Source organism: Fructilactobacillus sp. X7R7C1 (assembly GCF_059901065.1).
The window spans coordinates 363497-384726 of the sequence record NZ_JBWXVF010000001.1 but is presented as its reverse complement, the minus strand read 5'-3'; the positions used below and the strand labels follow the sequence as shown (position 1 = coordinate 384726).

At 39.5% G+C, this 21230-nt stretch carries 21 protein-coding genes; 7 read left to right on the top strand and 14 right to left on the bottom strand.

Features of this window, described 5'->3' with window-relative positions:
* The first annotated feature begins 69 nt into the window (after nucleotides 1–69).
* Entirely contained in the window at nucleotides 70–1329 is a 1260-nt protein-coding gene (locus AC6UDC_RS01730) for an MFS transporter (RefSeq protein WP_500721030.1), read from the top strand.
* Nucleotides 1330–1388: 59 nt separating this feature from the next.
* Nucleotides 1389–1607 carry a P8 family protein gene (locus AC6UDC_RS01725; protein ID WP_500695363.1) on the top strand — a complete coding sequence of 73 codons (219 nt, stop codon included), beginning with the start codon at nucleotides 1389–1391 and terminating at the stop codon, nucleotides 1605–1607.
* 108 nt (nucleotides 1608–1715) lie between these two features.
* Here the strand turns inward: AC6UDC_RS01725 and AC6UDC_RS01720 are convergent, their stop codons facing one another.
* From AC6UDC_RS01720 to AC6UDC_RS01705, 4 genes are read right to left on the bottom strand one after another with little or no spacing between them, the layout of a single operon-like run.
* Nucleotides 1716–4010: an ABC transporter permease gene (locus AC6UDC_RS01720; protein WP_500721028.1), complete on the bottom strand. Its 2295-nt coding sequence runs from the start codon at nucleotides 4008–4010 to the stop codon at nucleotides 1716–1718.
* Nucleotides 4007–4708: an ABC transporter ATP-binding protein gene (locus AC6UDC_RS01715; protein WP_500695365.1), complete on the bottom strand. Its 702-nt coding sequence runs from the start codon at nucleotides 4706–4708 to the stop codon at nucleotides 4007–4009. The genes AC6UDC_RS01720 and AC6UDC_RS01715 overlap by 4 nt, the downstream gene beginning before the upstream one ends.
* Nucleotides 4709–4732: 24 nt before the next feature.
* Nucleotides 4733–5518 (bottom strand): AAA family ATPase, encoded by a 786-nt coding sequence (locus AC6UDC_RS01710; protein ID WP_500721026.1) that lies wholly within the window; start codon nucleotides 5516–5518, stop codon nucleotides 4733–4735.
* Nucleotides 5511–6362, bottom strand: coding sequence for an AvrD family protein (locus AC6UDC_RS01705; protein WP_500721024.1), 852 nt, complete (start codon nucleotides 6360–6362; stop codon nucleotides 5511–5513). The genes AC6UDC_RS01710 and AC6UDC_RS01705 overlap by 8 nt, the downstream gene beginning before the upstream one ends.
* A gap of 108 nt (nucleotides 6363–6470) precedes the next feature.
* On the opposite strand from AC6UDC_RS01705, the gene AC6UDC_RS01700 reads away from it, so the two are divergent.
* Entirely contained in the window at nucleotides 6471–6788 is a 318-nt protein-coding gene (locus AC6UDC_RS01700) for a winged helix-turn-helix transcriptional regulator (protein ID WP_500695368.1), read from the top strand.
* Between the two features lie 52 nt (nucleotides 6789–6840).
* Here the strand turns inward: AC6UDC_RS01700 and AC6UDC_RS01695 are convergent, their stop codons facing one another.
* The 9 genes from AC6UDC_RS01695 to AC6UDC_RS01655 form a co-directional block, all read right to left on the bottom strand.
* Nucleotides 6841–7158, bottom strand: a complete 318-nt coding sequence (locus AC6UDC_RS01695) for a winged helix-turn-helix domain-containing protein (protein ID WP_500721022.1) — start codon at nucleotides 7156–7158, stop codon at nucleotides 6841–6843.
* A gap of 76 nt (nucleotides 7159–7234) precedes the next feature.
* Nucleotides 7235–7498 carry a hypothetical protein gene (locus AC6UDC_RS01690; protein WP_500693395.1) on the bottom strand — a complete coding sequence of 88 codons (264 nt, stop codon included), beginning with the start codon at nucleotides 7496–7498 and terminating at the stop codon, nucleotides 7235–7237.
* Between the two features lie 88 nt (nucleotides 7499–7586).
* Complete coding sequence (locus tag AC6UDC_RS01685) at nucleotides 7587–8519, bottom strand: DMT family transporter (protein WP_500693394.1); 933 nt, start codon at nucleotides 8517–8519, stop codon at nucleotides 7587–7589.
* A 16-nt stretch (nucleotides 8520–8535) separates the two neighbouring features.
* Nucleotides 8536–8853, bottom strand: a complete 318-nt coding sequence (locus AC6UDC_RS01680) for a DUF7671 family protein (RefSeq protein WP_500708407.1) — start codon at nucleotides 8851–8853, stop codon at nucleotides 8536–8538.
* An 8-nt stretch (nucleotides 8854–8861) separates the two neighbouring features.
* Nucleotides 8862–9800, bottom strand: coding sequence for a DMT family transporter (locus AC6UDC_RS01675; RefSeq protein WP_500693392.1), 939 nt, complete (start codon nucleotides 9798–9800; stop codon nucleotides 8862–8864).
* Between the two features lie 160 nt (nucleotides 9801–9960).
* Nucleotides 9961–12690 (bottom strand): MMPL family transporter, encoded by a 2730-nt coding sequence (locus AC6UDC_RS01670; RefSeq protein WP_500721020.1) that lies wholly within the window; start codon nucleotides 12688–12690, stop codon nucleotides 9961–9963.
* A gap of 132 nt (nucleotides 12691–12822) precedes the next feature.
* The gene (locus AC6UDC_RS01665; RefSeq protein WP_500700882.1) at nucleotides 12823–13734 is read right to left on the bottom strand and encodes a DMT family transporter; all 912 of its coding nucleotides are present in this window, start codon (nucleotides 13732–13734) and stop codon (nucleotides 12823–12825) included.
* Nucleotides 13735–13748: 14 nt separating this feature from the next.
* The gene (galE, locus tag AC6UDC_RS01660) at nucleotides 13749–14741 is read right to left on the bottom strand and encodes a UDP-glucose 4-epimerase GalE (protein ID WP_500693389.1); all 993 of its coding nucleotides are present in this window, start codon (nucleotides 14739–14741) and stop codon (nucleotides 13749–13751) included.
* A 12-nt stretch (nucleotides 14742–14753) separates the two neighbouring features.
* Nucleotides 14754–15026 (bottom strand): GNAT family N-acetyltransferase, encoded by a 273-nt coding sequence (locus tag AC6UDC_RS01655; protein ID WP_500721017.1) that lies wholly within the window; start codon nucleotides 15024–15026, stop codon nucleotides 14754–14756.
* Nucleotides 15027–15178: 152 nt separating this feature from the next.
* Between AC6UDC_RS01655 and AC6UDC_RS01650 the strand changes: the two genes are divergently transcribed.
* Entirely contained in the window at nucleotides 15179–16918 is a 1740-nt protein-coding gene (locus AC6UDC_RS01650; RefSeq protein WP_500721015.1) for a phospho-sugar mutase, read from the top strand.
* A 50-nt stretch (nucleotides 16919–16968) separates the two neighbouring features.
* On the opposite strand, the gene AC6UDC_RS01645 is transcribed toward AC6UDC_RS01650, so the two are convergent.
* Nucleotides 16969–17469 carry a hypothetical protein gene (locus AC6UDC_RS01645; RefSeq protein ID WP_500693386.1) on the bottom strand — a complete coding sequence of 167 codons (501 nt, stop codon included), beginning with the start codon at nucleotides 17467–17469 and terminating at the stop codon, nucleotides 16969–16971.
* Between the two features lie 183 nt (nucleotides 17470–17652).
* Here AC6UDC_RS01645 and AC6UDC_RS01640 point away from each other — a divergent pair, with 183 nt between their 5' ends.
* Genes AC6UDC_RS01640 through AC6UDC_RS01630 form a run of 3 tightly spaced genes read left to right on the top strand, consistent with a single transcriptional unit; the run spans nucleotide 17653 to nucleotide 21063 of the window.
* Complete coding sequence (locus AC6UDC_RS01640; protein ID WP_500693385.1) at nucleotides 17653–18414, top strand: pyrroline-5-carboxylate reductase family protein; 762 nt, start codon at nucleotides 17653–17655, stop codon at nucleotides 18412–18414.
* A 23-nt stretch (nucleotides 18415–18437) separates the two neighbouring features.
* Nucleotides 18438–19847, top strand: a complete 1410-nt coding sequence (locus AC6UDC_RS01635) for an MFS transporter (protein WP_500721013.1) — start codon at nucleotides 18438–18440, stop codon at nucleotides 19845–19847.
* Complete coding sequence (locus tag AC6UDC_RS01630; protein WP_500721011.1) at nucleotides 19840–21063, top strand: DUF2075 domain-containing protein; 1224 nt, start codon at nucleotides 19840–19842, stop codon at nucleotides 21061–21063. Before AC6UDC_RS01635 ends, AC6UDC_RS01630 begins: the two co-directional genes overlap by 8 nt.
* Nucleotides 21064–21230: the final 167 nt, after the last annotated feature.

Sequence of the window (21230 nt, the reverse complement as noted above, 5' to 3'; positions counted from 1 at the left end):
TTTTACTATGTAATAATCACTAACAGCGTCAAATAAACAAGACCGGTGAGTCTTAATTTGGAGGAAATTATGGATAAAATAAGTAATAATACTGAGCACAGCCATGCATCAATGAGCAAGAACCAGAAACTAGTCTTACTATCGTCTAATTCTGGCTTTGGCCTTGAAAACATGGATGTGCTTTTTCTGTCTTTTACAATGAGTTCGATCATCGCATCCTTACACATCTCAGCCGGAGCGGCCGGGTTAATTGGAACCATCACCAACTGGGGAATGTTGCTTGGTGGCGTGATCTTTGGATTTCTTGGTGACCGTTTTGGTCGAGTTAAGACGTTTACCTACACCATCTTCATCTTTGCGTTTGCGACCGCTCTAATGGGGTTTGCCAACAACATCTATCTCATCTACTTTCTAAGACTGTTGACCGGGATTGGAGCTGGTGGTGAGTATGGACTTGGCATTACTTTACTAGCCGAAGCCTTTCCGAAGAATAAGTTAGGAAAAATGTCATCAATTGCATCAGTCGGTGGGCAAGTTGGTGCTCTACTTGCAGCCATCCTGGCCGCCTTTGTTATTCCACACCTTGGCTGGCATGCGTTATACCTATTCGGTCTCATTCCGATTGTCCTAATCTTCTTCGTTAGACGCCACCTACATGAGTCGGATGAGTTTCTTGAATCAAAGCAGGAACAGACCATTTCAACTGGCGAAGCCATTAAAAAATACATGTTTTCAGACTTTAAGACTGCCTATCAAAGTGTCGGTTTGATGATTATGACCACCGTTCAGATTGCTGGATACTTTGGGTTAATGAACTGGCTTCCAACCATCGTTCAAAAGCAAAGTGGTTTAAACGTTGCTGGATCCTCACTATGGATGATTTCCACCATTATTGGGATGAGTATTGGTATGATGGTGTTTGGTACGATTCTTGATCATATTGGGCCCCGACTCTCATTTGGGATCTTCCTGATTGCTTCATCAATCATGGTTTATTTATTGGCCCTAGCGCACACCACGATTGCTCTACTAGTGATTGGTGCGGTCGTTGGTTTCTTCTCAAACGGGATGTACGGCGGCTATGGTGCGGTTGTGAGTCAACTCTACCCTACTGAAGTGAGAAGTAGCGCCAACAATATCATCGTGGGAGTTGGGCGAGCTGTTGGTGGAATGTCATCGGTCATTATCGGAATTCTAATGGATCAATACAACCTGTACGTAGTAATGATTTTCCTTTCCGTTTTGTATTTAATCAGCTTTGTCACCATGATAAGCATCCCTGGCATTAAAAAATTAAGTAAAAACACCAAATTAAGTGCAAATAACTAACATTTTTAAGCCAAAAGAACTAAAATAGACATGAATAAATGAAAAAGGGGATATATAACATGGCTGATGATTTTGAAACACCACGTGTATTAGACGAAAAGATGTCAGAAGTATTTGATTGGAGCGATGACTCAATTCCAGTACGTGATGCATTATGGGATCACTACATGGAAGATAACAGTCATGATACCATGAAGACTGAATCTGATATGGAAAAGTACTTAAACATGAGCGATGACGATGTTAAAGCTGATGCTGAAAAGTTACTTAAGAAATAGTTTTTGATTCTTAGAACTCATCACTAATTGGTGGGTTCTTTTTTTATACAAAAAGAGATGACTGAATTGTCATCTCTTTTATTTAGAATTAATTGTTAACGATTAGTCTTATTCTACGCCCTTAGTTGAAGATATCATATCTAGTTTTTTTAATCTGCTCCTAATCATTATAATTGTAGACAAAGCAGCTAGAACAACAATCAATGAAGCTAGAACGATACTAGTAATAGAAATAAACGGATAATAAATTATCTGACTGGTATTAAAAGTAGTTACGTACTTGGATAGGAACCAGTATCCAAACGGAATTCCCAAAAACCAACCAACTACCGTAATTGTTAAACTCTCAATAATCGTTAAATTTCGGATCTGTTTACGAGAGAATCCTAGTATCTCAAGAGTGGCATAACTTCTTGACCTTTCTGTAAAGCTTAGAGATCCCAAATTATAAAGAATTACAATGGTCAAAAGGATTCCAAAGATTTGGATCATCAAGAAAATACTACTCAAATTATTTACCATACTTTTAGCATTACTTTTTTGTTCTTTCAAACTAACAACTTGATTAACATCAGGACTTTTCTTAATTGAATGTGAAACGTCTTGATGATTTGTCAAAATTGACGTTGGTTTAAATTTCAAGCCATTACTGGTCCACGTCTTCTTAGTTACATACATTCCTTGTGGTGCATTTGATTTAATGATGCCCTTTACTTTCAACTTCAATTTATTCATACTTAACGACGGCTTTATAAAAACAGTATCATTTTTCTTAACGTTAGCAGTTTTAGCAATTCCCTCAGCTAGATATATACCACCATCCTTAATTCCTTGACCATCATTGGTTTTAAGATTTATTTGAGATCCAGAACCCAAGACAGTAAGTGGACGATCAAATTTTCCATTTGGACTTAAACTAGCGTAAGATGTTTCAATCTTCTGTCCGTTAGTTTTGTTAACAATTCGATTAATCTCTGTTTCACTAGTCTTTTGGTTTAAATTAATCTTTTTAGCATAGTTATACTCATGTCCATACGTTTGGTTAACCTGATTATCCATTGAATTTTTCGTACCAAATCCAGTCATCACCAAAGCTAGTCCACCAATAACACCGATTAATCCCATCAGCATTTGAATTTTATTACCAAGATTATCTCTAATTGACCAACGATTACCAATAGGAATTTTATTCCAAATTCGAGGAAATCTTTCGAGAAAGACTCGTTTACCATTTTTAGCAGTACTACCCATCCTAAATGCTTGGGCTGGTGTTAATCCATGATTCACTTGCGCCGCTAGTAGTGCTGAAAAAATACATATAATTATTACCCCCACAGCAACGTAGATCGGTGCGGTGGTATAGGCAATTTGCCATGACGGAAGCGAAAACATAGATTTCTGTGAATTCATTACAAATGTTGAAAGTGCTGGAGCTATTATCAAACCAGCAATTGCACCAATTCCTCCAACAAAAAGACCATACATTGAGTAATACATGGACAATGCTATATTGGAATATCCTAACGACTGTAAAGTTGCCATGTCCTTTTGTTGCTGATCAATTATTTTTCTAATAGTGGTATACATGGCCAATACAGCTAATAGAATAAAGATAATTGAAAACAAAATTGAAAGATTACGTATTTGTTTTACTCGATCAACAGCTGTTGAGATGCCAACATCGGATTTTTGAGTTTGCAAAGTGATAAATTTACTACCAATGATATCTCTAATTTTACTTTCAGTTTTAGAATTATCACTGTCTTTAATATCGACAATATTATTAAGGGCTGGCAATTTAAATTTATTGAACAATGTCTTTTCACTAATGATTCCATACCCATATTTTTGTTCTTGAGGAGATATGAAATCATTGGTCCCGGTATAATACATCTTGTTCGGAGAATTTATCATACCGACCACTGTTAATTTAATGGGTTGGTTATTGAAATTAATAGTGACTTGTTTTCCTTTCTTTAACCCATTCTTTTTAGCAAACTTCTCATTCAAATAAATGCCCTTAGTATTTTTATTTATATTCTTGCCATTAATTTGAAATGTACGAGAAATTTCTTGGGTTCCAGGAGTATCAATCTCTAAATAACGTTTATCCCCCTTTAATTGTGCCGTGGTACTAATTTCTGTTTTAGCCGATGTCTTTGAAACACTTGGAATCGACTTAATTGTATTTAGTTCTTTATTGCTCAATCCTGTCGATTGTAATGTCGATGTAGCCAAATGGGTTTCACTCGTATACTGATTAATATTTTGTTTCATACCATTCCATGTACCTTCTAAACCGGTATAAAAAAGAACACTTAGAAACGCCATCAAAAAAACGGAAAAGAATTGAGTCCAATTTTTCACAACCGTGCGGGTTAATTTCTTAAATAAAAACTTCATCCCCAATCAACCTCCTCAACTTCAAGCGGAGTTGGATTGTCAACGATCTTATCTATTTTGCCATCTTTAATATTGATAACTCGATCAGCAATTGGAGCAACTAATGGATTATGGGTGACGATCACCACGGCCGTATTTTCATTTTTACTACCCTTTAGAATTTTAAAAACTCGTTTTGAGGTTTCAGTATCAAGTGCACCAGTAGGTTCATCACAAAGAAGTACTCTGGGATCTTTAGCCAAGGCTCTCGCAATCGAAACACGTTGCATTTCCCCTCCAGATAACTGATCAGGAAAATTATTTCTTTGTTTTAAAAGACCAACCTTTTTCAAATATTCTTCCGACACTTTCTTGTACTTCTTGTTTTTTAATTGTGCCGAAATTGCCACATTTTCAAATGCCGTAAGATTAGAAATTAAATTATAAAATTGAAACACAAATCCGACAACGTCTCTTCGATAAACTGTCAATTGCTTATCTGACTCTGTGTTAATAAGATCATCATTATATAAAACTTTACCTGACGTTGGTTTATCCATCCCACCTAAGATATTTAAAGTTGTACTTTTACCGGACCCACTTGGTCCCAAAATCACCGTTACTTTATTCGAATCAATATCAAAACTAACGTCGTCTAAAGCATGAGTTGTTTCAGATCCATTTTGATAACTTTTACTGACATGTTTTAAGCTGAGCATAAGTGGTACCTCCATGATTAATTATTAGAAATGTGATAGTATCTTAATTTTTTCGCTGATAGTTGGTTTATGATATTGCTCAATAATTTTTTTAGATACCATTTCTCGACTTTTTTTTATTTTTTCATTTGCATCTATTAATGCATCACTCGTTGATACAATCTGAGGCAAGTGAAGTATTTCAATAATTTTATCTACTCGTTCATATGGTGAACCGCCAATAATATGCATAGGAATATTTAATTTCTTATAAGCTTTAAATATTTCCTCATCGGATAGTTGACGATATTTTTCAGAAACCGGTCTGTGGCCATCTGGATCCATCTCAAATTCTATTGGCAAATGAATGATTTCAGTGTAAGTACTTTTAGCATATTTATTAACAACTTTTCCATATCCATTTAAGTATTTTTTCATAAATTTATTGGCATTAATTCCTAAAAAATATTTAATTAATTGTTGGTACCAAGGCGCACCAGGATTAATCCCTATTTTGGTTCTAACAGTTCCATATATCCATTCGTTTAATACCGACCCATCAGAAATAAAATCAGTTTTTTCATCAATTAGTTTTTCTTCAGCTTTAATTCTTTCTTTGAATCTATACAGTCCCAATGCTAATAGTTCTGTCATATTCATATCTTGGAATCTTAATCCTGGGTATAACGAAGTTAAAATTTCCCTAGCAGACAACGCATTAATCATCGGAATACCAGTTGCTATTGACAGTGCTGTTGTAGTAGTTGTTTTTCCAGTAGAATAAGTGCCAGAAATAACAATATGCTTCTTTTGATTATTCAAATTAAACACCATCTTTCTGCAGAGCGGTTTTTGCGCTTACATGGACTAAGTCCATTTGATCATGACCTCTCATATCCATAGAAAGCCAAGTTGTATCTTTAGTAGTAATGGTCCTATCATTAACTACATCTAAAAATAATTTATCTTTTTGATTTGTCTTTAACAATTTGTTTTTATTATTAAGTTTAAGTTCTAATTTTCTAACCCAAAAATTATTAGAATCATCCCTGGAAACGCCTGCCATATTGAACGCAAGAGCTTCACCAAGTTGTGCGAATACAACTAACCAAGACACAAGATATACAGACAATTTATTGTCAGACATGCCTTCAAAATCACACAATAAAGATTTACTAGATTTAATATTTATATCAAAAATATTATTCCTTATTTCTTTATATTTATTAAATGTATTGGGAATAGATTCCATACATTTTTCAAATAAACACTTAACTTTCATATTTCCGATACTTCCAGTTAACTTAAATAGTCTAGTTAATTTGTCCAATTCAAATTCAACTTTTATATTATTAGAAATGCTAATTGGATTTTTCCCAGTTTTAACGTAAAAATCTGTTAGTATAAAGTCATCACAATTAATCCCCAACTTAGTTAAAATCATATTAAATATTTTTATAGTAATGACTATGGAATCAATACTACTAACATGTTGTGATTGTGATACATTACCCTTAACTGACCAATTATCATATTTAGAAACCTCAACATATGAAGTCCATAATCTATCTGTATTTTGAATCAATTTAACATTATGGGATATTTTTTTATACCCACTACCAAAACATCTATTTTGGTAATTCCCAAGTAAATCATCAATAGAGTCAAAGTTCATCTGTACAATCCTCCTTTTATTATTATTTGTATAATATATTTATAAGTTTAAAAATAAAAGTAGGGTAATTTTTTAAAGTATCAGCACAAAAGTAAACTGGAGGCACTTATGGAAAACAATAACATCATCGATGACTGTCCTATTCAACCAGTTGTGGACATCATTAGTGGAAAATGGACCTCATACATTCTCTGGGAAATTTACAATAAAAATAATCATTATGGAGGTATCACACGGGCATTACCTGGAATTAGTACCAGAACATTATCAACAAGATTAAAAATGTTAGAAGACAAGCAAATCGTTACGCGCAAAGTCTTTAATACAAACCCTCCCACTGTAGAATATAATTTAACTAAACGTGGAATGGATTTAGCACCTATTTTAAAGTCAATGAAGAAATGGTCAGAACGATATAAAAAATAGAAGCAAAATGACTTCCAAAAGTCATTTTGCTTCTATTTTTTATATTAAATTGTTAACGATCAGTAACCAACTTATATCCCCGCATTGGCACCGTCTTAATCTTTTCTTTTAATCCAACTTGGTCTAACTTGCGTCGAAGTAAACTAATGTCATCTTCAATGGCGTCCTCGTCAATAAAACTTCCGTTCGCCCACAGAAACGTCATCAATTCCTTTTTGGACACTAACTTATTCTTATGCTCAATGAAAATGACCATTAGTGAAGTCTCCGTTGGAGTTAGCTTAATCGACTGTGTATTACTGCTTAGTTCTCCCACTGCCGGATTTAAAGTGAACCCATCAAAACTAAATCCATTACTTTTATCTACCAAATTCTCATCTCCGATTTTATTTATTAAAATTGTCACAAAAAAAGGAAGCTACCGAGTAGCCTCCTTTTAGAGCTTATTAATCGTTGTCGTCCAAATCGTCGACAACCTTTTTGTAATCTTTCATAAATTTATCATAAGCAGCAGAATCGAACTTGTCGAACTTACCAACTTCATGAAGGGTGCGTTTAATTTCATGAATGGCACGGTGTTCTTCTAACCAACGATGAACTTTGTGGCCCTCTTGTGATTCAGTGCCTTCCTTGTCCAAAGTTTTTTGGAGTTCGTTCATAATTTCTGAAATCTTATCTAATGCTTTTGTTTCTTTACTTTCGTCTGACATAACAATCTCTCCCCTTTATTTAAGTATGACATCATTATATCTTGAAACATCAGGGGTTCAAACCAATATGCTCAAGGGTTTAAGAAAGTTATAAGAGTTCTTCTTGATTCTTGTGTCGCTGGACGTACTGCAGGATGTAAACGGCCAAAATAACCAGAACGGCACCAAGAACTTCAATCCAACTGATGTGGGTGTGTAAAAAGATCACACTCAAGATAAAGGTTGCAACCGGTTGAATGGCGTCTAGTAAACTAATAACTTCTGATGAAGTAAAGCGGGAAGCGTAGATCAGTGATGAGAATGTGAGTAGGGTTCCAAAGAGGATGATCCCACAAACACCAAGGACTCCACCCATTCCTAAGTGGGGCACGTTGGTCCAAACGGGATGATTAATGTTAAAGGCTAAACTGGCAATCAGAGTTCCCCAGCCAAGAACCACGATTGGTGAGTTGTCGTGAGCCAGTGGCCTTGGAAGCACAACGTACAAAGCAGCAGTGATTCCAGAAATAATCCCCCAGAAAAACGAGTCAAAGGGAATGGATAATTGAGAAAGGTCCCCTTTAGTAATTGAAAGGAAAACTCCAGCTAGCGCCAAAATGAAGACCACGATGTCCATCTTCATGGGCTTTTTGTGCATGAACAGAAAACCACCCAGTAGGATGAATAGCGGTGACAGGTACTGCAAAATCGTGGTGGCAGCGGCGTTTCCAGTCTGGATACTAACGTAGAAACTTCCCATGTTGGCAGCCAAACCGAACAAACCGTATAAAACTAGCCACATGATTGATTTCCATGAACGGAAAACACTAAAAATGCCTTTTCCGTAAATAATGGCACTGACTAGTAACAATACAATCGCAGCCCCGGTAGTCCGTGCTGACAAAAACCAGGCAGCTGGAATCCCAACGTTTTGTGAAACGTACTGCGTAATAACGCCAGCAACACCCCATGAAGTTGAAGCAAACGCCGCTAAACTAATTCCTTTAACGGTATTGCTCATCTTACCCGTTTTACTTTTCATATTCTCTCCTCACAGTCTACTCTTGATCTAAATGTGACTTTGCCTCATCAATCAACTTCAAATCAACGTAATCATTTAAAAAACGTTCCATTGGTGTGTACAAATGTCGTTTTTTAAAAGATACACTAAAATCCGCCACAATGGCAACCCTTAATTTATTTTCCGTCAAAAAAACTTGACCAATGCGCTGAAAATGTCCCTTAGTATGTTTCCCGATCCGCCAGGTGTGAAGTTTAAAATTACCCTGCTCATCCCTCTTAATTACGTAATTACCAGAGTCATCCAGTTTAACTGGAACCCCGGTAAAACGAATTACTTTATATTTATCTGCCATGATCTCGGCTAAAGCTTCTGTTGTTTAATATTGCGACGCTTGGAATCCTGCAAGATGTAGATGGCAAGAATTACCAAGGCGGATCCGACAATTTCCATTAAACTAATCTTGGTGTGCAAGAAGATAACACTCAAAATGAAAGTCACTACTGGCTGAACGGCGTCAACTAAACTAACATCTTCAGAGGAAGCAAAGTGTAAACTGTGAAGCAAACATGCAAATGGGATTACGGTTCCAATGATAACAATGGCACCAATTCCAATGATCGCACCCATCGTTAAGTGAGGTACACCAACCCAAACTGGTTGATGAATGTTAAAGACCAATCCGGCAATCAAGGTTCCCCATCCAAGGACGACGATTGGTGAATTTTCTTCCATTAATGGCCGAGGGATGACAACGTAGCATGCGGCCGTAATTCCTGAAACAATTCCCCAAAGTAACGCTGGCAGCGGAATGGCTAACTGATTAATGTCACCCTTGGTAATGGCCAGAAAGACCCCCACAAGTGCCAACAGGAACACGATTAAATCAATCTTATAGGGACGTTTATGAAAGAACAAAAATCCACCTAAAAGGATGAACAGTGGTGATAAATACTGCAAGATGGTTGCTGATGCTGCGTTTCCGTCCTGAACACTAAGGTAAAACGACATCAGGTTGGCACCTAAGCCAATGATTCCATATGCCACAATACAAATAATCGATTTCCAGTCCTTAAAAACATGGAAGATTTTTTTCCCATACATAATCGAACCAATTGCTAAAAGTAGAATCCCGGAAAAAATAGTTCTGACGGACAAGAACCATGAAGCTGGAATAGCGGCATTTTGTGAGACAAACTGCAAAACAACCCCAGAAATACCCCAAAAAGTGGATGCAAGGGTTGCCCAAGCAATGCCTTTTAATACTTTACTTTTTCCAATGCTAGTCTTTTCTTCACTCATATTTTCACCCTAACTCGGCATAAACCGATTTATTTTTTTACATATCAATTTAATAGTTTAATTTTAGGCGTAAAGAACAGGGCGGTCAATAGTCCATGTCATTTTATCTAACATAAAAAAGCGAAACCAATTTTATCTGGTTTCGCTTTTAAATTAAAAACTAATCTTCGTTTTTATCTCGTTTAAAACTCATTGGTTGATACGTTAACCGAATGGCAGCTGGTAACAGGATTGGCAAAATGATTACTAAGATAATCAAACCAATGATTACCCCGATGGCAACCTGAATCAGTGTCAAAATTCCTGATGGAATCAGTGCGGCAAACGTACCACCTAAAATCACAGCAGCAGATAATACCACTACTCCAATATAGTTGGCTGAATTAACGATTCGTTTCGCAGGCGTTCCGTCTTTGGTTTCTCGGTACCTCATCATCAAGAAGATACTGTAATCAACCCCCAACGCAATCAACATGATAAAGGTAAAGAACGGCGTGTTCCAAGTCAACATGCTCTGTCCGAGGAAAATATCCGAGAAGATCCGTGTCAACGTCAATGAAGTGAAGTACGTCAAAATTAATGTTCCTTCAATGTAAAGTGGTTGTAAAATTGAACGGGTTACAAACATCAGTGCAATCAGGATGCCGACTAACATGATGACAGCCGTTCTGAAGAAGTCTTGTGAGGCAATATCATGGGTGTCAGACATGGTTGCTGTCTCTCCCCCAATCGCAACGGTTGCATCATTTAGACTGGTTCCCTTAAGTGACTGTTTAACTTGATTTTGAACGTCCTTAACCAAGTTCATCGACTTAGCGTTTGATGGGTTATCTTTTAAGACAAAGGTGATGCTTGTAATCTTGTCATTAGAAGAAACGTAGTTGTTTAAGGCTTGCTTGAAAGTATCACTTTTAAGCACCTGGTTAGGAATGTAGAACGTGTTCGCAGCCGCAGCTGAGTTCTGTAAGCCGGTCAAGTATTCATTTGACTGTTGCATGCCCTTATTAATCTTACTTAGGCCATCATTTGCTTGCGACAATTGGGCTTGGACCCCTTGCAACTGTTGCCCCATCGCCTGAGCATTTGCACCAATGTTTTGAGTATCTGAGGCAATCCCGGCCAATTCATTTTGAAGACCTGACATAGAAGCGGCCTGTTGCATTTGCACCTTGGAACTAACACTTTGAAGACCGGAAGCAACAATTTGTAACTGTTGAGGACTCATTGGTGACCCCATAGCGGTGGCTTGTTGTTGCATCTGGGCGATGACTTGCTGACCCGAAGTTTGACCAGGAGCGGTACTTGCTCCACTAGCGCCTTGAATGGTCTTTAAATGATCTCCAATTGATTGTGCCGAAGCCCCAATTGCCCTTAGTTGATCGGCATTAAATGAACCACTGTTAGCCCCACTCTGAAGTTGGGTTAAACCAGCATTAGCCTGTTGCATCTTGCTGTTCAAAGTCCCCAGCTGATCGTTTAAGTAGAGTTGGTTAATTGGTTCGCCACTTGGCTGGGTGACCGAAGCAACCGTCTTAATTTCCTTATTTTTCTCCAATTGACGAGTAATCCGATCAATTTCCATCATTGACTTCTCGTTATTGACCTTGTGTTTGGATTGAATATAAATCGTTGACGGTTCAGCAGTTCCCTTTGAGAAATGCTTGGATACCGTATTTAATCCTTGTTTTGAAGGCAATGAATTACTTAATTCAACCGAATTATCGTAGTTCAAGCTGCTCTTTCCCGCAAAGAAAATCAACGGCAAAGTCAAAACTAGAACTAAGGCAATCGCCATCACCGGATGTGCAACTGAATGACTGGACAAGAAGTACCAGATTCGACTACCCCGTTTCTTTGGTGACAGATTCTTAGCTGGCCAGTACATGGTCTTACCAAGGAGCGCCATAAAGAACGGATTTAATGAGAGAAGTACCAGTAATAGTACCACCACTCCGATGGCAACTGCCACTCCAGATTGGTAAATTGAAAACTTGGCTAGTCCAAGGGCAAAGAAACCAATTAGGACCGAACCACCACTGTAGAGAATGGTCTTACCGGCTCGTCTTCTGGCATCGACCGTCGCCTCAACTTTGTCCATTCCTTGTCCCAGATTATCCTTAAACCGGTCGTACAGCAGGATATTGTAGTCAGTCCCGATTCCAAACAGCACTACCACCATGAAGACCTGGGTAAAGTTTGAGAGTGGAAAGCCCATATACTTCGCCAAATTCATGACGACACTCAAAGAGACAATGAAAGAAACTCCCACGGTCAAAAGTGAAATCAACGGAACGATTGGAGATTTAAAGACAATGATCAACACAATCAAAATGAAGACTGCCGCAATGATTTCGGTTTGCTTGATGCCGTCGATCATTGACTGCCGCATGTCGTCATCTAAGACATCAGATCCTGTCACGTACGACTTCAAGTTCGCCGTTTTCGCACCCTTTTTGAGTTTGTTGTTCATCGTTTCAACCGAGTCCTTTTTAGAAACATTCAGTTGAACTAATTCGGTCGTACCGTCCTTTGAAATCAGTTGTTTCTTGGCGGCGGCATTCTCGTTTGCTGAGGTAACACCCTTAATTCCATAGTAATCGGCATCATTTTTTAGCTTCGAAACGGTTCGATCGATGTTAGCCTGTTTACTAGCATTAATGCGTTTATTGCCGTTGTTATATACCAGTACAACTTGTCTGGTATCGCTAATGTGATGGCCCCAATGCTTTTGAATATTTTCAGCAACCTGACTCTGCATGTTAGCTGGAATCTTAGTCTGTCCATGTTGTGCAGTTACCTGTGAAATGCTGGGCAAAAAGAAAATGGCAGCTAAAACAGCAAGAACCCAAAATATCGCAAAAAATATGTATTTTTTGACGAACCTATTCATCAAACTCCTCCTCAATGCTTAATATTTTACTTAAAACATTAATTCATTCATAACGCTTCCAATTATACAAAATTGATCACAAACAAGCAATCCGCCAAAAGCAGTTCAATCAAAAAAGCACCAACCGATTAGTCAGTGCTGAAGTGATGCTTTTCTGGGTCTGATTGCCAGGATAAAAACGGTACTTAAGACCAAAACGCCACCAATGATTTCATAGATATTGAAACTGGTATGTAAGAAAACCACGGTTCCAATCGTTGCCGACAAAGGTTCAAAAGTATCGAGTAGGCCGGCAGTCGTAGCGGACACGTACCTTAAACTCGATGTGAAGCATAGAAATGACAACATTGTGCCAAAAAGCACAATGAAGGCCACTCCTAAAATGCCACCAAGAGAAAGCTTGGGAACATCCACCCAAAAGGGATGAACGCACGTGAAGATCACTCCACCAACGATCATTGCCCATCCAATGATGACAAACGTGCTGAACTTTTCCTGGAGTTTGACCGGCAGCATGGTCTGAAGCGCGCCAGCAAAAGCCAGGCAAAGGCCAAGCGTAAACGCTTTAGGACTCATTGCGAGGTGGGTCAAATCTCCCTTTGTTACCAGTAACCACGTTCCAAGTAGGGCTACCACTACGGCAACCCCCTGCTGAATCGTTGGCGCTTTTTTGTACACAATCACCGTCAAAATCATAATGATGACCGTTCCAAGGCTCTGCATGATAGTTGAAGTTGCCGCATTACTGGCTCTCGTTGTCAGTAAGTATAGGTACTGAACGGCCGATAAACCAAAAATCGCATAACAGAGCAGGATGACCCAGCTATATCCGGTGTGCCAAATCTTTAAAATCCTATTTCTTTGAACAAACTTTGTAAATAAAAGAATTAAGATGCCGGCAACCGACATCTTAACTCCCATTAACCATTCCGTTGAAAAGTTCTTATCTTGAAACAAGAACTGCGAAACAGGTCCTTGAATTCCCCACATGATGGCTCCAGCAATTGCTAGGATGACACCAATGTAAGTTTTACTTTTCTTCAATATTTGTGCCCCATTTACTTGTCTTCGTAACCATTTGGATGCTTAGTCTTCCAGGTCCAAGCGGTTTTAATGATTTCTTCAACGTTATCAAACTGTGGTTTCCAACCAAGAACTTCTCTCGCCTTGTCAGAGTTAGCAATCAAGGTATCAGGATCGCCACCACGTCTTGCGTCAATTTCAACCGGAATCTTCTTACCAGTAACCTTTCGAGCGGCATCAACGATCTGTTTATTGGAAAAACCAGTTGATGAACCGAGGTTAAAGATGTTACTTGGGTTACCCTTTTCCAGATACTTCATGGCTAAAATATGAGCGTCCGCTAAATCAAGGACGTGCACGTAATCACGAACGTTGGTCCCGTCTGGCGTGTCATAGTCATCCCCAAAAATCTTCATGGTATCCTGCTGACCTGCAGCAACCTTTAAGACGATGGGAATTAAATGGGTTTCTGGATGATGATCCTCTCCAATGGAGCCGTCTTCCTTGGCTCCAGCAGCGTTAAAGTATCTAAGAGCAACAAACTTAATTCCGTAAGCTTCATCAACCCACTTCATAATGTGCTCCATGATTAACTTGCTTTCACCATAAGGGTTGATGGGGTCTTTTCGGTCTTTTTCATAGATTGGAATTCGCTCTGGATTACCATAAGTAGCAGCGGTGGAAGAAAAGACCAAGTACTTAATTCCGGCTTTCTTCATTGACTCCAACAGCTTAATCATCCCAATCACGTTGTTATCAAAATACTTCAAAGGATCTTTCATTGATTCTGGAACCAGTGAAAAAGCATCCATGTGGATTACAGCATCGATATTTTCCTTAGCGAAAACGTCATCCAAAAAGTCAGAATCACGAGTATCCCCCTCATAAAACTTTGCTTTAGGATTAACGGCCTTGCGGTGTCCTGTTGACAAATTGTCAACCACTACAACATCGTAACCTTTATTAATTAATTGATCGACCATGTGTGAGCCAATGTATCCAGCTCCTCCAGCAACTAATACAGCCATCTTAATTACCTCCTATTTATCTAATAAATCATCATATTGAATGTTTTTTTCGAAAAATTTAACGGCAAAGGAACAAACTGGTTTGATTAAATCATGGTTTTCTTTGGCGTAATCAATCATTACCATAATTAACTGTCCAGCTAAACCCTGGCCACGATAACTGGGGTTCACAAATGTTTCGTTAATGGAGACTACTCCATTATCTTCAGTAAAAGTAACTTCAGCAATTAAATCACCATGGACATCGTTAGCATAGAAACGGCCTGGTTCATAATCAAATTTCATTTGTCTCACCACCTTAGCGTAAGTATATCACAGTCTTAACATCAATATAAAGGCGCTTACATTGACGGAGTGTCAGACTTTAATTATAATCCATATTAGAAGTTACAATTCAAACTATTCGACGTGGAAAAATTATTTCCAGGAGGAAAATTATGAGTGCAACAGATACTAAACAGGAATATGATAACTGGGTTTCTCAAGAAGATATGCCGGCAGAATTAAAAATCGATTTAGCCAAAATGAGAAACGATTCGGAACAAATTGAAGACGCTTTTGGGTCATCACTTTCATTTGGAACGGCCGGAATGCGTGGAACGCTCGGTGCTGGAACGAACCGGATGAACATTTATACCGTTAGACAGGCCACTGAGGGTCTCGCCCAATTGATGGACACCCTTGATCCTGAGGTAAAAAAGCGTGGAGTTGTTATTAGTTTTGATCCCCGATACAACTCGCAACTCTTTGCTCATGAAGCGGCTCGGGTACTTGGTGCTCACGGCATCAAGACGTTTGTTTTTGATGACATTCGCCCAACTCCGGAACTTTCATTTGCTGTGCGTCACTTACACACTTACGCCGGAATCATGATTACCGCTAGTCACAATCCAAAACAATACAATGGTTACAAAATTTACGGTGAAGATGGTGGCCAAATGCCACCCAAAGAATCCGATCTAATAACTACTTACATCCGCAAGGTCAACGACCTCTTTAAAATTCCAGTTTCAGAGGAAAAGGACCTTAGAAAGGATGGGCTCATGAGTATCGTTGGTGAAAACGTCGACGTTCCTTATCTAGAAGCAGTTCAAACGGTCAACGTGAACCATGACCTGATTAATAAGGTAGGAAAAGACCTGAAGTTTGTCTACACTCCCCTTCATGGCACTGGCAAAATCATTGCTAGACGGGCACTCTCAGACGCTGGATTCAAGAACTATGACGCGGTTGTAGAACAAACCATCGCCGACCCTGAATTTCCTACTACACCATTTCCTAATCCAGAATTCCCGCAAACCTTTGATCTCGCCATCAAATTGGGTAAAAAAGAAGACGCGGACGTTCTGATTGCGACCGACCCTGACGCTGACCGTTTGGGAGCCGCCGTTAGACAACCTGACGGTGAGTACAAACTCATGACTGGAAACCAAATTGCCAGTGTTCTTTTAAATTATATTCTTCAAGCCAAAAAAGACGCTGGTACTCTTCCAAAGGATGGAGTAGTGGTCAAATCAATCGTTTCAACTGAACTCGCTACCGATATTGCCAAGAATTACGGGATCGAGATGAAGAACGTCCTAACCGGGTTCAAGTTTATTGCGGAACAAATCAAAAACTTTGAACAAAATCACGATCATACCTTCCTCTTTGGATTTGAAGAAAGCTACGGTTATCTTATCAAACCGTTTGTAAGAGATAAGGACGCCATTCAGTCAACCCTACTGCTTGCTGAAGTTGCTGCTTACTACCGGGAAAAGGGGATGACCCTGTACGACGGTCTTCAGGATATCTACAAGAAGTACGGTTACTTTAGAGAAAAGACCATCTCCAAGGAATTCGATGGTCTAGAGGGTAAATCCAAGATGGCCGCAATCATGAAAGACTTTAGAGACCATCCCATGACAACATTCAATGGCGCCAAGGTGATTAAGCTTGAAGACTTCCAGACTTCCACCACGACGATGGCTGATGGTTCAACCCAAAAGATTGAGTTACCACAATCGAACGTTTTAAAGTATTGGCTTGATGATGGGACTTGGCTTGCAATTCGTCCTTCTGGAACTGAACCCAAGATCAAGCTTTACATCGGTGTTAAAGCTGATACAGCAAAGGCAGCTGATCAAAAACTCGAGAGCTACACTCAAGCCGTTGACGATGAACTATTAAATAAATAATTTTAAGCAAACAAAAACTGGACTCGTTTGAGTCCAGTTTTTTGATACTTTCATTTAGTTACTGGTTCATCAGCATTAACAAGTGCGACCGTGTACACTTTTTCAACTTTAAATTCCTTAATGGCCTTCTCACTACGCCAGAACATCTGGATCGCAGCATGACCAGTTGTTCCCTGGCGCATATCACGCCGCATTCCCGTAACATAATCAGAAACATACGTAATCATCTTAATCAACTGCGCAATTAAGGAGGCCAACTTTGATTTTTTGGGTGCGTCCATTCTTTTTAACAATTTAATCGAATAAGCGCATTTTTCAAGCAAGTTATCGTCATTGACTAGGTCACCAATCGCAAACGCAAATGAATTCTCAACGGTGTAACCATCACCACGATAATGAACTAACCCGGAGTTATCTTTAAAACTATTAACAACCGTTTCAAGGTATTTTCCTTCGTTATCAATGAATTGAACGTTATCGGCCAGTTTCGAATCCGAAAGGCTCGGGGTCTCCTTATCCGTCAAATTACTAAACCAACTTTTTAAGCTCAAATTGCCAACCCCTTTCTGATGTTTGGTTTGTGAATTATTACTTTCATTATATCATTAGCTGTAAGCGCTTACCAATAGTAACTTTCTCTCGGTAAAATCATTGGTTTGTTAATTCCTGCTTACATAACCAATTAACAATGATGTATCATTATTATCATAATGATAAATTAAGGAGTGAATCACATGAAAATTGGAGTATTAGGTGCCGGCCATATGGGCAGCGCCATCATTAAAGGACTTGTCAACAAATATAACGCAAGTGACATTTTAGTAAAGGGACATCACGTAACCGACGAGCTCAAAAACTTCTCAAAAGACCTTGGCTTCACAATTGTCACCGATGATTTTCCAAGTGACTTAAACGTCCTATTTGTAACAACTCCCGCACCAATCACAGTGGCAGTGCTGAAGAACACCAAATTGCCAGACCAAACTGTGATCGTTTCAGCGGCCCAGGGGGTTAGTGAACAAGCCATTAATGACGTGCACCAAAACAACTCAGTGGTTTGTATCGTACCTAACATCCCGGTTGCCGTGAACGCCGGTTGCATCGCCGTTGGTAAATCTAAGAATGCTAATGAAGCAGACGTTAAGTCGGCTTTAGACGTTGTCACTAACCTAGGAACGCTCATTAAGACCAGTAACCAAAACCTTGGCATCGTGGGAACGGTTGCTGGATGTGGCCCAGCTTTTGTCGACGTCTTCATGGACGCCTTAGCTGACGCCGCCGTTCAAAATGGCCTTGACCGTGAGACCGCCTTTAAGGTCGCTGCAAGTATGGTTCAAGGCAGTGGCAAATTAGCACTCGATACTGGCATTTCACCGGCAACTTTGAAAGACCAAGTTACCTCACCTGGTGGTTCTACTATTCGTGGGGTGGTTGCTTTAGACGCCACCGGCTTTAGAAATGCCGTCAACAAGGCGGTTAACGACGCCAACAAATAAAATACGGTAATGGAGGAAATTATTTGGATTCAAAAGTAAGCTTAAAAACCAAAATCGCGATCCTCGCCACCGCGTTACTATCATTTTGTGGAATTCTATTAGAAACTTCAATGAACGTTACGTTTCCAGAACTCTCACAAATTTTTCACATTTCGTTAAACTTAGTTCAGTGGATTTCAACTGGATACCTACTAGTCGTTACCATTACCATGGCAACGACGGCATACCTCCTAAAGAAATTCCCACTAAAAAACATTTTCGTCTTTGCGGTCACCGCGTTTATCCTTGGTGATATTTTGTGTGCGGTCGCACCCAACTTCTGGCTCCTATTAGTCGGACGACTAATTCAAGCAGCTGCCACCGGAATCTCACTTCCGATGATGTATCAAATCATTTTTGCTGAAGTACCCCGACCAAAAATCGGCTTTTATACTGGAATTGCTTCAATGGTTATCTCACTAGCTCCCGCACTGGGACCAACTTACGGGGGAACGCTATCATCACTACTTTCATGGCGTTACATCTTCATCGTGGCTTTCCCAATCGTCCTAATTACCCTGTTTATCGGACTTAAGAGCATTGATCTTAAAGCTCCGGGAATCTCCAAACGATTTGATTTCGTTAGCTTTGCCCTCTTGATCGTGACCCTATTCTCATTTGTTTGGGGTGCTAACCAGTTTGGCGTCAAAGGTGCAACGTTTATGAGTGGCCTCATTCCCATCGTCATTGGATTAATCACCCTGGTCTTATTTATCTACCTCAATGGTCATGGTGATTCCCAGCTAATGTCGCTTCACCCACTCAAAATCCCCACGGTTTCACTGAACGCCGTGAACTACTTCTTGTTGATGTTCATTAACATCGGGGCGTCATTCGTAATTCCAATTTACGCTGAAACGGTTCTTCATACCAGTGCCATGGTTGCCGGACTGATCCTGCTTCCAGGTTCAATCATTGGTGGACTCATTTCGCCATTTGCGGGAGGCGCTTACGACCGGTTCGGAGCCTTTAAACCAATCATGATTGGGATGGTTCTTCTCTCAATCGCCACGTTCTTGTTTAGTTCCATGACCGCGGCCTTCACGGTGGTCGTGTTGACGCTGTTATTCGCACTTTTACGAATTGGATTTAACTGCGCGTTCTCCTGTACCATTACCAACGCTCAAGAAACCGCTCCACAATCTGATTCAGCCGACGTGAACTCGTTATTCAACATGCTCCAACAATATGCTGGTTCAATCGGTACTAGTGTCCTGGCAACGATCTACGCCTTTAACCAGAACCAGGCTCACAGTGCTGCCCAATACGTCTCAAAGACGGTCATGGGTGGTCACATGGACTTCTTACTCCTGTTCGTACTGGCCGTTTTCGGCTTAATCCTTGCGCTAGTTAACTGGACAATTCAAAGAAAGCACCTCGCAAAAAATGCATAACAATCAAGCAATTAAGAAACTTGCTCCGAACCTTCACCATTTAACTAAGGAACAGGAACAATTAATCAATCAAATTGAACAATTTACTAAGCAACGAATCGATCAAAAACAACCGTCCGTTTTCACGATCTTTGGAGATGCCGGTACGGGTAAAAGTGTCATTTTAAGCCAACTTTTTTTCAACCTTCAGCAAGCCGCAACGAAAAGTGGCAAGCTTCATGGTACAAAAAATTACTTCTTAGTTAACCACCCGGAAATTTTGAAGGTTTACAAACAAATTGCTGGATCCGAGGATAACGTTTTAAAAAAGAACTTTATGCGTCCCACCTCATTTATTAACCAAATGCACAAGCGAAACGAACGTGCTGACGTGGTGATTGTTGATGAGGCCCATCTTCTACTGTCTTCACCGGACCACTACAATAATTTCTACCAGGAAAACCAGTTAGAAGAAATCATTAAGTCAAGCAAGGTCATCATCGCCGTTTTTGATATGAATCAGGTACTACGGACCAAGTGTTACTGGGACAAACAACGTTTAAACAAACTACTTGAGCCCTACTATCACGAAAGCTATCAACTGACCCATCAGTTTCGCATGACCGCTAAACCAGACCTTGTTCATTGGATCAATGAATTTACGGCGGGCAAGTTGTTGCCAATCCCCAAGGACGCCGATACTGGTTACGACTTTCAAATCTTTGATGACGCTGAAAAAATGCGTCAAGCGATTATGAAGAAGAACGATGAGGTGGGTTTATCTCGAATTGTTTCAACTACTGGCTATCCATCGACTTTAGATGGCGGAAAACATTACATCAAAGAGCTCGGAGGTTTCAAAATGCCGTGGGATCAGTACAATTACACCAGTACTCCGTGGGCGGAAATTCCTCAAACCATCAATGAAGTTGGCTCCATTTACACCTGTCAGGGATTTGATTTGAACTACGTTGGCATTATTTTAGGTCCGCCAATCTATCTTGACCCTAAGGATCATCGCGTAAAGGTCGATTTAAAAAAGCAAACCGATGTTGAAAGCAAAAAACACCGCAAAGACATCACGGATCCAAAAAAATTTGCACAAATAAGGCGGCAAATCATCCTGAACTCCGTGAACGTGTTGATGAAGCGCGGTGTCTTTGGGACTTTCATCTTTGCTCACGATCCGAAGCTTAGAGAAGCATTGATGAAATCATTTCAAAAGATCAACCACTAAGTAAGTTCCATTTTAAAGATAATTAAGCTAAGAGGCCCCATAATGTTCGTATTTTGGGACCTTTTTTGTTGTTCTGATAAAAAAATTTACTTTTGTGTAACAAAATGTACCATCAGTGCTAGTAATTTCCTTTCAATGCGTATAATCTAGTCATAACCCCAAAATAC